This window comes from Tolypothrix sp. PCC 7601 (genome assembly GCF_025677855.1).
GTDB lineage: Bacteria > Cyanobacteriota > Cyanobacteriia > Cyanobacteriales > Nostocaceae > Aulosira > Aulosira diplosiphon.
Genome location: NZ_CP064879.1, coordinates 4,689,712 through 4,703,462 on the forward strand (window position 1 = coordinate 4,689,712; position 13,751 = coordinate 4,703,462).

The 13,751-nt window shown below is 39.3% G+C and carries 12 protein-coding genes; 6 read left to right on the forward strand and 6 right to left on the reverse strand.

All coding sequences use genetic code 11. The features are described 5' to 3' along the window. Positions 1-46 precede the first annotated feature (46 nt). The 3 genes from HG267_RS19260 (at position 47) to pgmB (ending at position 7,309) form a co-directional block, all read left to right on the forward strand. Entirely contained in the window at positions 47-712 is a 666-nt protein-coding gene (locus HG267_RS19260; protein ID WP_045867656.1) for a hypothetical protein, read from the forward strand. 1,174 nt (positions 713-1,886) lie between these two features. Next, positions 1,887-4,301, forward strand: coding sequence for a sucrose synthase (locus tag HG267_RS19265; protein ID WP_045867655.1), 2,415 nt, complete (start codon positions 1,887-1,889; stop codon positions 4,299-4,301). 122 nt (positions 4,302-4,423) lie between these two features. Beyond that, positions 4,424-7,309 carry a beta-phosphoglucomutase gene (gene pgmB, locus HG267_RS19270; RefSeq protein ID WP_045867654.1) on the forward strand — a complete coding sequence of 962 codons (2,886 nt, stop codon included), beginning with the start codon at positions 4,424-4,426 and terminating at the stop codon, positions 7,307-7,309. On the opposite strand, the gene HG267_RS19275 is transcribed toward pgmB, so the two are convergent. From HG267_RS19275 to HG267_RS19285, 3 genes are all read right to left on the reverse strand, one after another. After that, positions 7,310-7,765 (reverse strand): hypothetical protein, encoded by a 456-nt coding sequence (locus HG267_RS19275; RefSeq protein WP_045867653.1) that lies wholly within the window; start codon positions 7,763-7,765, stop codon positions 7,310-7,312. Positions 7,766-7,910: 145 nt separating this feature from the next. Continuing rightward, positions 7,911-8,393, reverse strand: coding sequence for an adenosine-specific kinase (locus HG267_RS19280; RefSeq protein WP_045867652.1), 483 nt, complete (start codon positions 8,391-8,393; stop codon positions 7,911-7,913). Between the two features lie 192 nt (positions 8,394-8,585). Next, positions 8,586-9,023, reverse strand: coding sequence for a hypothetical protein (locus HG267_RS19285; protein ID WP_045867651.1), 438 nt, complete (start codon positions 9,021-9,023; stop codon positions 8,586-8,588). Between the two features lie 304 nt (positions 9,024-9,327). Here HG267_RS19285 and HG267_RS19290 point away from each other — a divergent pair, with 304 nt between their 5' ends. From HG267_RS19290 to HG267_RS19300, 3 genes are all read left to right on the forward strand, one after another. Further along, on the forward strand, positions 9,328-10,872 hold the full coding sequence (locus tag HG267_RS19290) for an FAD-dependent oxidoreductase (RefSeq protein ID WP_045867650.1): 1,545 nt from the start codon (positions 9,328-9,330) through the stop codon (positions 10,870-10,872). Between the two features lie 201 nt (positions 10,873-11,073). Next, positions 11,074-11,778, forward strand: coding sequence for a hypothetical protein (locus HG267_RS19295; protein WP_045867649.1), 705 nt, complete (start codon positions 11,074-11,076; stop codon positions 11,776-11,778). A gap of 141 nt (positions 11,779-11,919) precedes the next feature. Next, positions 11,920-12,627 carry a hypothetical protein gene (locus tag HG267_RS19300; protein ID WP_045867648.1) on the forward strand — a complete coding sequence of 236 codons (708 nt, stop codon included), beginning with the start codon at positions 11,920-11,922 and terminating at the stop codon, positions 12,625-12,627. A gap of 89 nt (positions 12,628-12,716) precedes the next feature. On the opposite strand, the gene HG267_RS19305 is transcribed toward HG267_RS19300, so the two are convergent. The 3 genes from HG267_RS19305 to HG267_RS19315 are packed head-to-tail and all read right to left on the reverse strand — an operon-like array spanning position 12,717 to position 13,405. After that, positions 12,717-12,920, reverse strand: coding sequence for a high light inducible protein (locus tag HG267_RS19305; RefSeq protein ID WP_045867647.1), 204 nt, complete (start codon positions 12,918-12,920; stop codon positions 12,717-12,719). Between the two features lie 39 nt (positions 12,921-12,959). Next, the gene (locus HG267_RS19310; protein WP_045867646.1) at positions 12,960-13,163 is read right to left on the reverse strand and encodes a high light inducible protein; all 204 of its coding nucleotides are present in this window, start codon (positions 13,161-13,163) and stop codon (positions 12,960-12,962) included. A 38-nt stretch (positions 13,164-13,201) separates the two neighbouring features. Continuing rightward, the gene (locus tag HG267_RS19315; RefSeq protein WP_045867645.1) at positions 13,202-13,405 is read right to left on the reverse strand and encodes a high light inducible protein; all 204 of its coding nucleotides are present in this window, start codon (positions 13,403-13,405) and stop codon (positions 13,202-13,204) included. Positions 13,406-13,751: the final 346 nt, after the last annotated feature.

Genomic DNA, 13,751 nt, shown 5'->3' on the forward strand with positions numbered 1-13,751 from the left:
CCAGTATGATCTTGGATCGAGAGGGGTACAAATCTGAAAGTAATCTATGGAAAATAGTCAGAGTGTACAGCAAGAGGTAACCCAATCTACTGGGGCCACTCCAGAGCTGACAAAGAGTAAATCGAACGTCATCAGTAATTCAAAAGTTCTGATACAGATCCTGGTGCGCCATCCTTGGCTGTTATTGATTGGGTTAACAGCAACATTTTTTGCCAGTGCTGTGCTGGCCTTATATAATCTCGGTTCTGTTGGCTATTTCAATCAGCCACAAGCAGAACCAGAGAACAATCAAGAAGTAGCCACTGTAGCGGAAGCAGCCATCGATACGCCCTCTGAGACTAGCAATCCTACACCTTTATGGCTGATAATGGCGATCGCTTTTAGCTGTGCTAGCGGTTGCTTAATCATTTTACGCGTCCTCAACCGTCCAGCGAAGGGGCAAAAAGGGCAAAAGCAAATTAAACGCTATCCCACTCGTTCTGTACCCAGCCAGTTACCTCAAGTAAAGCCACAACCTTCTCGAAGTCCGCAAGTATTTGTCCCACCCCCATCACTTGCGCCTCTTGCTTCCATGAAATCTCAAACAAAACCTCTGGCGACAGTTTTACCACCAGAACCCAAATACGGTATGGAGAAAAGCAAAGAGTCTTTGGCGGATTTATTGGATCTTCGTAAACAAAGTTCTCTCTCTACCATTTTACGCAAGTATTAATATCTCTTTACGTAAAAATCAGTTTAATTACAATTTTGTCAATAAGGGTATGGGTAACCATGCCCTTATTTTTATGTTGATACCAATTTGAAAAAGAGTTTGACAGATGGGTAGAGGCACAGCAATGCTGTGTAACGTCTAAATTATTTATCTGTCTCAACATTACTTAAATTGGTATTGTTTAATAAATTGCCAAAATGGCAACCAATGAGAAATTATTCTAGTTAAAGTGTAGAAGATAAACGACTTCAAGGGTGTTGTTATCAGGGTCTACCAAGTAATTGGCAATTCGTAATTCCTAATTCGTAGTTAAGAAAGTCTTATATTATTGGGATTATTGATTTAAATTGGTTGCATATTATTAAGACTACTATTTAATTTTGAAGTTCAAGTAGTAGGATGCGTTAACGGCGAGAGTACGGCATCAGCACCAAAGCTTTCATAGCTAAACAAAAATACATAAAGAAGGGTAAAGGGTAAGTAGCAAAACCTTTACCCTTTATGCTTTTGAACTACAACATTTGACTTAATTACGTTTAATCGCACTTACGTAAATTCTGACTTTTCACGGCATGTGGAAAAGGTCATTTTGATGGTTTCCCAAGCCCTGATTTCTCCGTTAGCTATTTTCATTAACTTAGAGTTATTGAGAATCAACCTGTGGAAAAAGCCACGCTTTTTGGAGGCTTGAGGACTTCCCGTGAAAAGTCAGACGTAAATTTTGTATAGAACTTATATAGGATTCATATTTGATTTCTGAACTAGATGTAGGGTGTGTTGTCGCGTAGCGCAACGCACCAAAGCTGAGAATACGGTGCGTTACACTTCGTGATAACACACCCTACACATACTTAGATTTTTCAATAATCAAAGCGGATTCCTATATTTGATTATTGCCAAGCTAGGTATACTCTAATTGATATTCTCTGTTTCAATTGCCCTGTACCTAACTACGCAAGTAATATCCGCGAATTAAATCTTATTACTATCTATTAGCGTAGCTGGATTCTTGCAAAAAATTTATACATCTCTGCCCTCAGCTAGAAGCCCCAGGGATTGCCCCTAACTATTATTAAAAAGGAAATGTACCTCTAAATAGCAGTTGTTACAACTATCTTTGTTGAGGAGAGAAATAAATGAGGTCGTGACCTAATTAGAGTTCTGGGATTCATCTATGCATGAACTAGTTCAGGCTGCTTTAAATAGTGACGATAAAAGTGCGCTGCATCAGTTAATTCTGACTCTGGGTTCTACAGATAAGCGTTACTTTCTTAGAAACGAGATTTTACAAGCTTTTGCTGACTATTGCCAACTATTCCAAAAGCCTACATATTTTTATCATTCTTCCTCTATTGGTCAATTAATTCATTATTGTCATGAAATTATATTGGAAGATGACAGTATTTGGTTTGTTGTCCGACCGAGAATTGCTAGTCAGGAAGTTTGGCGATTAACAGCTGATTTGGCTCAATTTGAGCTAATGACTTCCCAGGACTTGCTAGGCGTAAGAGACCGTCTAGTAAATCGCTACCAACCTCACATTTTAAATATAGATTTGCACCCTTTTTATGCAAATTCTCCCACGATTAGCGATCCCAGAAATATTGGTCAAGGTCTAGCATTTCTCAACCGTTATTTGTGCAGCCAAGTATTAACAGACCCGCAATACTGTTTAGATGTACTATTTAAAGTTCTCCATCGGCTCAACTATGATGGTATTGGCTTGCTAATTAACGATCGCATTCAATCGGGTAATCATCTAGCCCAACAAATGCAGCAAGTTCTGAAATTCCTCAGCCAGCAACACCCTGACGCACCTTACGAGAAATTTCGCGTTGATTTACAAGAACTGGGTTTTGAACCAGGCTGGGGTAATACTGTCTCTCGAGTTAGAGAAACTCTAGAACTATTCCAAAGACTGATTGAAAACCCACAACCTGCAATTTTAGAAGCATTTGTGGCGAGGATTCCGGCGGTATTTCGTGTGGTTCTGATTTCTATACATGGCTGGGTGAGTCAAGAAGGTGCTTTAGGTAGAGATGAAACCCTCGGTCAAGTCGCCTATGTTTTAGAACAAGCACGTAGCATAGAAAACAAACTGTGGGAAGAAATTCAACTGGCTGGTCTGGATGTGGTAGGAATTAAGCCGCAAGTAATTATTCTTACTCGTCTAATTCCTAACTGCGAAGGTACATTTTGTAACCTCCGCCGAGAAAAAATTGAAGAAACAGAAAATGCTTGGATTTTGCGCGTACCTTTCCGAGAATTTAATCCCGAAGTTACGAATAATTGGATTTCTAAATATGAAATTTGGCCTTATTTAGAAACATTTGCCCAAGATGCAGAACAAGAAATATTAGCTGAATTTCAAGGTAGTAAACCACATCTTTTAATTGGTAACTATACAGATGGTAATTTAGTGGCTTTTCTGCTATCCCAAAAGCTAAAAGTTACTCATTGTCATATTGCTCATTCTTTAGAGAAGCCAAAACGTCTCTTCAGTAATCTGTATTGGCAAAATCTCGAAGAACAATACCATCTTTCAGTGCAATATAGCGCTGATTTGATTAACATGAACGCGTCCGACTTTATCGTCACATCTTCTTATCAAGAAATTGTCGGTACGCCAGAAAGCATGGGACAGTATGAGTCATACAAATGTTTTACCATGCCGGAACTTTACCATGTAATTGATGGTATTGATTTATTCAGTGCTAAATTTAACGTTGTTCCGCCAGGGGTAAACGAGAGTATTTTCTTTCCCAACAACGAAGTAGAGAAAAGAGATGACAATCTCCGTCAACATCTCAAAGAATTACTTTTTTATCAAGCAGGTGAGCAAATTCTCGGTCATTTAGAAAACCCTGATAAGCGACCAATTTTAACTTTAGCGCCGATGATATCTATTAAAAATTTGGCGGGGTTGGCTGAATGCTTTGGTAAAAGTCAGGCTTTGCAAGACCATTGCAACTTATTTATCTTAACAGGCAAATTGCATCCATCAGAAGCTTCTAACCCGGAAGAAGCCGAAGAAATCCAAAAACTCTATGAGATTATCAACCAATATAATCTGCACAGTCATATTCGTTGGTTGGGAACGCGTCTCCCTGGGCGTGATATTAGCGAAGCTTATCGAGTCATAGCTGATCAAAAGGGAATCTATGTCCATTTTGCCAGCTTTGAAGCTTTTGGTAGAAGCATTTTAGAAGCAATGATTTCTGGTTTACCAACCTTCGCCACACAATTTGGCGGTGCTTTAGAAATTATTGATGAACGAGAACATAAATTTACGCTTAATCCTACAGATTTAGAAGGGTCAGCCAATAAAATTGTAGAATTCTGCAATCAATGTGATATTCATCCTGAAAATTGGGAGGAAACTTCCAATTGGATGATCAGAAGAGTTCGCAGTAAATATAACTGGAATATACATACCAATCAATTACTTTTGCTAGCGAAAATTTATAGTTTCTGGAACTTTGTCGCGCCAGAAAACACCGAAGCTAGAGTTCGCTATATGGAAACATTATTCCATCTAGTTTATAAACCAAGAGCCGATAAAATTTTAGAAAATCATACAAGACGATAGTTTAGGAAGATTAGGGGGATGAGGATGATGAGGGAGATCAAGTAGACAATAACAAATGACAAATGACAAATGACAAATAACAAATGACAAATGCCAAATTGAACTAATTCAAGACATTTACGATGGATATAACAGGTAATTATCACGATTTTATTTATAAAGACTGGATTTTAATTGAAACCCAGTTTAACCCCGATCAATTACACGCCAGAGAAACCATTTTCACAATCGGTAATGGTTATTTGGGGACACGCGGTAGCTTTGAAGAAGGGTATATACGTGCATTACCGGCGACATTTATCCACGGTGTTTATGATGAGGTTCCGGTTGTCTATACAGAACTTGTCAACTGTCCTGATTGGTTACCATTGGCGATCACGATTAATGGCGATCGCTTCCGTATGGATCAAGGAGAAATATTACAATACGAACGTCAGCTTGATGTGCGTCGGGGTTTAATTAGTCGTTCTGTGCGTTGGCGTAGTCCTACCGGAAGTACCGTAGACCTACAATTTGAGCGTTTCGCTAGTATGGCAGATGAGCATATTTTAGGGCAACGCTGCCAAATTACTCCCCTCGATTTTGATGGCTTAATTGAAATTCAAGCTAGCATCAACGGCTATCCTGAAAACCCTGGTTTTAATCACTGGGAATGGTTAGATCAAGGTAAAACTGATCAAGGTGTGTGGTTACATCGTCGTACTCGCAACTCATGTATTGATATTGGGATGGCGACGCGGTTGCAAATTTTTGGCGCTGAGACAACTTTACAGGTGAACAGTGCGCCTGGTTATCCTACTTTGAGTGCGTCATTCTCAGCGACAGCAAACCAGACAGTAACGGCAGAAAAGATTGTTACAGTTTTTACATCACGGGATATAGAATCACCTTATAAAGCCGCACGGGAAAAACTCGCTGTTCTTCCTAACTATGTAACCCTCCTCCAAGCCCAACAACAAGCCTGGAATGAGTTATGGGAAAAAAGCGATATTGCGATTGAAGGAGATATTACAGCCGCTTTTGCTGTCCGCTACAACCTATTTCAGCTATTAATTGCAGCCAGACGAAATGATGATCAGGTAAGTATCCCCGCTAAAACCCTTTCAGGCTTCGGTTATCACGGTCACGTCTTCTGGGACACGGAAATTTTTATACTGCCATTCTTTATATATACTCAACCAGAACTCGCTCGTAACCTTCTCAGCTATCGCTACCATACTTTAAAAGGCGCACGACGCAAAGCCGCCCATGATGGTTATAAAGGGGCAATGTTTGCCTGGGAAAGTGCAGATACAGGCGATGAAGTCACACCGCGTTGGGCGTTACCTAACGATCCTTACGGCGAAGACGTGCGGATTTGGTGCCGCGATCGCGAAATTCATATAAGTGCAGATATCGTTTATGCTGTATGGTACTACTGGCAAGCCACTGGTGATGATGAGTGGATGCGAGACTGTGGGGCAGAGATTGTATTAGATACGGCGATATTCTGGGGTAGCCGGGTGGAATTTAACCCCAAATACGAACGTTATGAGATTCGCGGTGTAATTGGTGCAGACGAATATCACGAATTTGTCCATAATAATACCTTCACCAACCGCATGGTGCAATGGCATCTGGAAAAAGCAATCATCATTGATGATTGGCTGCGCGCCAACTTCCCAGAACAAGCCAAGGAACTAGAAGAAAAATTGCATCTGGGTAGTAAACAGCGATCGCGCTGGGAAGATATCATCGCTAATATCTGGATTCTCAGTTATCCAGACACAGGGCTAATTGAACAGTACGAGGGATTTTTCCAGTTAGAAGATATCGACTTGAGTAAGTATGAACCCCGCACCCGTTCCATGCAAGCTATCTTAGGTATTGATGGTGCAAATAAGCGGCAAGTACTCAAGCAACCAGATGTTTTAATGCTGCTGTATTTGATGCGGCAATCAGAGGAATCGCCCTACAATCAAAAAACATTGCAGATTAACTGGGACTACTATGCACCCCGTACAGATATTACCTATGGTTCTTCCCTTGGCCCGGCAATTCATGGCATCTTAGCCTCAGATTTAGGGAAATCAGACATAGCTTACGAACGGTTTATGCAAGCCGCAATGGTAGATTTGCAAGATGTGCGGGGCAATACTAACGACGGAATCCACGGTGCAAGTGCTGGTGGCGTTTGGCAAGCTGTAATTTTTGGCTTTGGTGGCATCCAAATGCGGGAAAATGGCCCCGTAGCCCAGCCGCATTTACCCCCAGGTTGGACGCGTTTGAAATTTAAATTACATTGGCGTGGTAAGTGGCACGATTTTGATTTACAGCCAGGAATAGGGACTATGGAAAAATCCAATTCTCCAGATATTCGGGGAGTAATTTTTGATTTAGATGGTGTGCTTACAGATACCGCAGAATATCATTATCGGGCTTGGCAAAGGTTAGCCGATGAAGAAGGTATACCTTTTAATCGCCAAGCTAACGAAGCATTGCGCGGTGTCTCGCGGCGTGAATCTCTGATGCTGATTATTGGTGATAGACAGTATTCAGAAGAGCAAATTCAAGAGATGATGGCGCGTAAGAATCGCTATTATGTGGAATCTATTGAGAATATTTCACCCGCCGATTTATTACCAGGTGCGATCGCACTTCTTGATGAACTACGACAAGCTGGGATTAAAATCGCCATTGGTTCCGCTAGCAAAAATGCCCAAACAGTTGTCGATAAATTGGGCATTGCTGATAAAGTAGATGCGATCGCAGATGGTTATAGTGTCGAAAAACCCAAGCCAGCACCGGACTTATTTCTCTTCGCCGCCAAACTGCTAGGACTCCCGCCAGCACAATGTGTAGTTGTCGAAGATGCAGCCGCAGGTGTGGAAGCCGCTTTAGCTGGTGGAATGTGGGCTGTAGGACTCGGCCCTGTTGAACGAGTTGGTGCTGCCCATGTCGTGCTACCCAGTTTAGCACGCATTAAATGGGCAGATATCAAAGATAAATTAACAGTTCGTAATACTTAATTACGAATGTGATTGTGTCAATGGTTCTGTCCATTGTCTACCCTTTTCGTGGGGCGATCGCAGCCATTGGTAAGCTACAAAATTTAATAGTAAACCAACACCAAATAACAGCACCATCAAAGCAATTTGATACCAAAAAACTGGTGTCACCATTAAGTCAAGAATCAGATGCAGCAAATTCAGCACGCTGTAAACTATAGTCAAGCTAAAATGAATGACTCTATAGCGTTTAGCATCAGTAAAAGCCGTAGCAATAATTGCTAACATCGGTAACACAAAAAAACCCAACATTAACCACATAATCCCTGAAATTTCATTCATTGTTGTGGCTTTTTGTGACTCCGCAACCGATAAACCGTGGAACAAAGGCATTAACCCAAGTTGGGTATGAAACAGTGTGCCTAACAAAAATACTGTCCACAAAGCGATAATTTTTTCTCGATAATTAATAGCCATTTTTCCCCCTTATTTTTTAATATTGAAAATATTTCAATAAAAAGCGAGTTTGGCTTAGGTAAAAAACCAATAATTGTAGAGACGCGATTCATCGCGTCTTTAGTCAAAGGTCAAAAGTTATTAGTTATTTCTCCCTCATCCCCCTTCAAAGCTTGTAACCAATTTGCCGTAAAAATCCCTGACGTATTTTGACATCTTCAGGCGTTTCTAAGCCTTTAGGTGAAAAGCCATCAACAACACCAAGAATACCTCTCCCTTGCTCGGTTTCAGCTACAATTACCTCGACAGGATTTGCGGTTGCACAGAAAATTGAGCAAACTTCGGGACACTGCTTGATAGAATTTAAAAAATTAATTGGATAAGCTTCTTTAAGTAAAATAATAAAACTATGCCCTGCACCAATAGCAAGAGCATTTTTAATTGCTGTGTCTTCTAAAGTGCGATCGTTGCCTGTAGTTCTGAGTAAACATGGCCCGGAAGCTTCACAAAAAGCAATACCAAACTTTACCTGTGAAGATATATTGACCATAATTTCATATAAGTCTTCCACTGTTTTAATAAAGTGGCTTTGTCCCAATATCAGGTTACAACCTTCAGGAATTTGCATTGCAACTGCTTTGAGTTCCATTTTTTGTTGTCCTCGTAGCGCAGAACTCAACTATACCAATTCTAATTTGAATGCAATAAATAGGTCAGCAGAAATCAACATAACTATACTAAAAAGGGAACAGGGCAAAGTGAAAAGGAAAAAACCTTACCCTTTAACCTTTCCCCTTTCCCCCTTCCCCTACACAATATTGTGACTCTGATAACTAATTCCTCATTGTCCAGAACAGTAAGTATTAATTTCTTTTACTAAAGTACTTTCCTCAGTACTATTCTTTTTCAGAGATACCAAAGAACGTTTTGCACCAGCTAAATCTTTTTTATCTAAAGCTTTAGCTTCATCCTTCAACCCCTGACTCGTACTCTGATAAAGACTGGTAAAACGCTGCTGAAAGCCTTGCAACTTTTCATCCTTGATTTCCAGCGCTTTCATCTCTGTAGTAATTGTGTCTATCTTACCAGCGATTTCATTTAAGGCTTTAGAACCTGTTTTGGCATTATTGGGATTTTTACCAAAATCTTGACCTATTGTGACTGCTTGATTTGCTACCTTAACTATTTTGTTACATTGAGCGACCTTACTCTCTCCACAACCAGTAAACAGTAGTGCGATCGCAGCCGTTGCTGAAAGTATGGTGGTTTGTTTAAACATGCGTTGTATCTGTTTAATTTTTTCTAACTATATGCAGGAAAATACTTAGTTAGTATTCGTCCAGATACGTTATACCCTATACTTTCTCAAAAGAGTACAAAGATATACAAAGTTACACCAAATAACAGTTACATAATTTTACGGTAGTCATGCTGATTTTAGGCGATCGCTTGTTTGCATAGTCAGCGCTAGTTGCGTAATTCCTAACCGAGTCAGCACAATGATTATGGATTAACAGAATCCCGACAGAGACAGTAATTCCCAATCTAAAATCCAAAATCTAAAATCCAAAATCCAAAATGCTATGAGCATCACCGAAGATATTCTCTCCCAACTACCAGGCAATGTCATGGAAGGCTTACGTAATGCCGATCGCACTTTAGCATCACTGAGGGCAGATCGTACACCAATCCCAATGCTAGTGAAAGAAAACCCACAACCGTTAGAAAATGTGGACTGGGATGTAATTATTTGCGGTGGAACCTTGGGGATTTTAATTGGTTGCGCCCTAGCAGTGCAAGGTCTCAAGGTTGGCTTGATTGAACGGGGAATTTTGCGTGGTAGAGAACAAGAATGGAATATTTCTCGCAAAGAGTTAGAAGTATTTTTGGAATTAAATTTACTTACCAATGCAGAATTAGAGCAAGCGATCGCCACTGAATATAACCCAGCTCGTGTTAGCTTTCAAGGCGGTACAGAGGTATGGGTAGAAGATGTTCTCAACATTGGTATCGATCCAGTCTATCTTTTAGAAACATTAAAAACCCGATTTTTATCTGCTGGTGGTGTGTTATGGGAAAACACACCCCTAAGTGAAGCTGTAGTTCATCCTGATGGGGTGATGGTAAACAACCAGCTAAAAACACGGTTATTAATTGATGCAATGGGACACCTCTCTCCTATCGCTCAACAAGCGCGCCAAGGACAAAAGCCAGATGCACTATGCTTAGTAGTGGGAAGTTGTGCCCAAGGATTTCCGGAAAATCACAGTGGGGACTTGTTATTATCTTTTACACCCTTGCAAAATCAATGTCAGTATTTTTGGGAAGCTTTCCCAGCTAGGGATGGTAGAACAACCTACTTATTTACATACATGGATGCACACCCCCAACGCTTAGGTTTAGAAGCTTTATTTGAGGAATATTTGCGCCTTCTACCACAATATCAGGGTGTGGAATTGAGCCAGCTAAAATTTCAACGGGCACTTTTTGGCTTCTTTCCTACCTATCGCCAAAGTCCCCTCAAAACCCCTTGGAATCGCATTTTGCCAGTCGGAGATAGTAGCGGAAGTCAATCGCCTTTAAGTTTCGGCGGTTTTGGTGCAATGATACGACATCTCAAGCGGTTAACATTTGGTATTCAAGAAGCACTACAAACCGAACAATTATCTACAACAGCACTGGCTTTACTACAGCCTTATCAGCCAAGTTTAGCTGTTACTTGGTTGTTTCAAAAAGCCATGAGTGTGGGCATAAATCAAAATATTTCATCAGAGCAAATTAATCAATTGCTTGCCGTTGTTTTTCAGGGAATGCAAAAGTTAGGAAATAAAGTACTTAAGCCATTTTTACAAGATATAGTAAAGTTTCCTGCATTAACGCTAACACTTGTAAAAACAGGTTTGGCAAATCCGGGATTAATTGCCAAAATAATTCCTCAAGTAGGTTTTATCAATTTACTAGATTGGATATTGCATTATGTAAATTTAAGTATTTATACCGCCTTATTTTGGCTAAGTCCAATGTTAGAAACATTAGTTAAGTATTTACCAAGCCAACAACAATATTATTGGCATCGTTTGTTTGATGCATGGAAGTTTGGTTCTGGTAGCGATTATCTAGATGAGTAACTTAATAAAAATTATTATGCTTACTAAGATTTCATAGTCAAATGTCAAGAGTTAAAACTTGTTCTTTCAACTTTTTAAATTTTGACTTTTGACTCTGGCAATCTCGAATCAAGCGACTAGGTTTCACTAGGCTCTTAATTACGAATTACGAATTACGAATTACGAATTAGTAATTTTTTTCAAATTTGTGTGAGGATGAGGATGATTGAACGACAATCTTCAGGAATAAAATATTTTAAAGTACTGATTGGCTTACTGCGCGATCGCCAAGCTTTTTTAGAAGAAATTACCCAAGGTATTAGACTACCAAGTAAAATTATTTCGCTGTTAGTTTGCAGTTCTCTATTTCTGGCTATTTATGGCGGGATTATTGGCGCATATCATAGCTGGATGCAAGCTTTATCTTCTGCCATTAAGCTTCCAGCGCTCTATTTAATTACCTTGATAATTTGTCTACCCACATTGTACTTTTCTAATATTATTTTCGGTTCCAAGCGGACTTTTGGGCAACATTTTGCACTGGTACTAACGGCAGTTTCTGTAACTAGTGTATTATTATTTAGCTTTGCACCCATTACGCTATTTTTCTTAATTACTACCAATAATTATCAATTTTTAATCCTGCTCAATGTTGTCATATTTAGCTTTACAGGATTTATTGGTATTTCTTCTCTCTATCAAGCCACAAGTGTAGTGTTAGAACAAGACAATGAAGGTAGTAAGACACGCCGCAAAATTATCTTATCTTGGTTGTTTCTCTATGCTTTTGTAGGTAGTCAGCTTGGCTGGACTCTCAGACCATTTTTTGGTAACCCTGGTTCTATATTCCAACTATTTAGAGATAGAGAAGGTAGTTTTTATCTAAGTGTACTGCAAGCCATCGGCTATCTTTTAGGATTGCGTTAATACAGCCATAGATTTTGTAATTCTACAATTTCCCTACAATTCAGCAGCCTCATAAAACATCCACAAATTAGTTCCCAATTACGAATTACGAATTACGAATTACGAACTACGAATTACCCATAATTTACTTACTACACCACTATGCTTGATAAGCCTTCTTACAAAAATAAACAGTTTAACATTCTCATCAGTTTACTACGCGATCGCCAGGGTTTTTTAGAAGAAATTAGCCAGGGAATAAGATTACAAAGTAAAATCAGCGCTCTCTTTGTTTCCAGTTCCATCTGTTTCGCCATCTATGGTGCAATTATCGGTGCATCTCATAGTTGGGGACAAGCATTATCTGGTGCTATCAAACTCCCAGCATTTTATCTGCTCACACTGATTATTTGTTTCCCAACTCTATTCTTTTTTAATGTTTTATTTGGTTCCCGTAGCACTCTGCAACAGCATTTTGTGGTTTTGCTTACAGCTGTATCTGTAATCAGCGTGCTGTTATTCAGCTTGGCACCAGTGACCCTATTTTTTATGATCACTGCGCCTAATTCTTACCAATTTTTTAAACTGTTGAATGTGTTAATTTTTGGCATCACAGGTATATTTGGTGTGAAATTCCTCTATGAAGGGATGCAGTTACTTTCTCAACAAGATGAGGTCGGTAAAAAAACACGCACTACTATTTTACGTTCTTGGCTTTTCTTGTATGGTTTTGTAGGTGTACAGTTAGGCTGGTTTTTACGACCATTTTTTGGTTCCCCTGGCTCTAAATTTGAATTATTTCGCGCAGTAGGCGGCAATTTTTATCTTGATATTGTATCGGCAATATCAGAAATTTTAGGCGGCCGTTAACTTGTAGCTAATTCAATTTCAATATGAAAAAATTCCCGATTTTTGCAATAAAAATCGGGAATTTTAATTTTCTACTAACTGTCTATAATCTAATAGCCAATGATCCGTAATACATCATGCAGAACACTATAACCTGCTAAATCCCAAAGTAAATAAGCCAAAAATCCAATCGCTGCTAAACGACCATTCCACAATTCAGCTTGTGGTGTCCAACCAAACAGAAAAGCATTACGATCTACGCCGTTATATTCTGTAGCAACAGGTGGTAAATCAGTAGAAGGACGAGTTTCCATTTTTTTACTCCTAAATTACGCGTTTTTTGTATTTAATCTTTAGTAACCAATCAGGTGTAATACGTCACGCAGCACGCTATAACCTGCTAAATCCCAAAGTAAATAAGCCAAGAAACCAATAGCGGCTAAACGACCATTCCAAAGTTCAGCTTGTGGTGTCCAACCAAACAGAAAAGCATTACGATCTACGCCGTTATATTCTGTAGCAACAGGTGGTAAATCAGTAGAAGAACGATTTGTCATTTTTTTACTCCCAAATTACATTTTTTTGTATTTAATTTTTAGTAACCAACCAGGTGTAATACGTCGCGTAGCACGCTATAACCTGCCAAATCCCAAAGTAAATAAGCTAAAAATCCAATAGCGGCTAAACGACCATTCCAGAGTTCAGCTTGTGGAGTCCAGCCGAATACAAAAGCATTGCGATCTATGCCGTTATATTCTTTAGTAATTGTTGGTAAATCAGTGGAAGAGCGAGTTTCCATTTTTTGCCTTAACAATTTGTTTCGTACCTTAAATGTAACGATTTACAAACAAGTTGCTTTCTGTCTGGAGGTACAAAGAATAGCCACTTCTTATGGATGAAGCTTAAAACGCGATCGCAACTAAGATATCCACCTGCAGATGGTGATAAAAAACTATTTGTAAATAAATGTAACGCAGACAACATAAATCAGTTTATATTGCGAGATTTACTAGAGAAATGTTACTCATCAATTAACAAATTCTCTACAAAATTAATGCAGATAAAAAAATATGCATGAATATCGCTATTTATCTGCCTTGACAACTAATAAATCCGAATTTTGCAACCTATCTAATGAAGATTTT

Coding starts and splice junctions, on each gene's coding strand:
- HG267_RS19300 (WP_045867648.1), top strand. CDS start 11,920: ATGCTTGATAAGCCTTCTTACAAAAATAAACAGTTTAACATTCTCATC.
- HG267_RS19285 (WP_045867651.1), bottom strand. CDS start 9,023: ATGTTTAAACAAACCACCATACTTTCAGCAACGGCTGCGATCGCACTA.
- pgmB (WP_045867654.1), top strand. CDS start 4,424: ATGGATATAACAGGTAATTATCACGATTTTATTTATAAAGACTGGATT.
- HG267_RS19290 (WP_045867650.1), top strand. CDS start 9,328: ATGAGCATCACCGAAGATATTCTCTCCCAACTACCAGGCAATGTCATG.
- HG267_RS19265 (WP_045867655.1), top strand. CDS start 1,887: ATGCATGAACTAGTTCAGGCTGCTTTAAATAGTGACGATAAAAGTGCG.
- HG267_RS19295 (WP_045867649.1), top strand. CDS start 11,074: ATGATTGAACGACAATCTTCAGGAATAAAATATTTTAAAGTACTGATT.
- HG267_RS19305 (WP_045867647.1), bottom strand. CDS start 12,920: ATGGAAACTCGTCCTTCTACTGATTTACCACCTGTTGCTACAGAATAT.
- HG267_RS19315 (WP_045867645.1), bottom strand. CDS start 13,405: ATGGAAACTCGCTCTTCCACTGATTTACCAACAATTACTAAAGAATAT.
- HG267_RS19275 (WP_045867653.1), bottom strand. CDS start 7,765: ATGGCTATTAATTATCGAGAAAAAATTATCGCTTTGTGGACAGTATTT.
- HG267_RS19260 (WP_045867656.1), top strand. CDS start 47: ATGGAAAATAGTCAGAGTGTACAGCAAGAGGTAACCCAATCTACTGGG.
- HG267_RS19280 (WP_045867652.1), bottom strand. CDS start 8,393: ATGGAACTCAAAGCAGTTGCAATGCAAATTCCTGAAGGTTGTAACCTG.
- HG267_RS19310 (WP_045867646.1), bottom strand. CDS start 13,163: ATGACAAATCGTTCTTCTACTGATTTACCACCTGTTGCTACAGAATAT.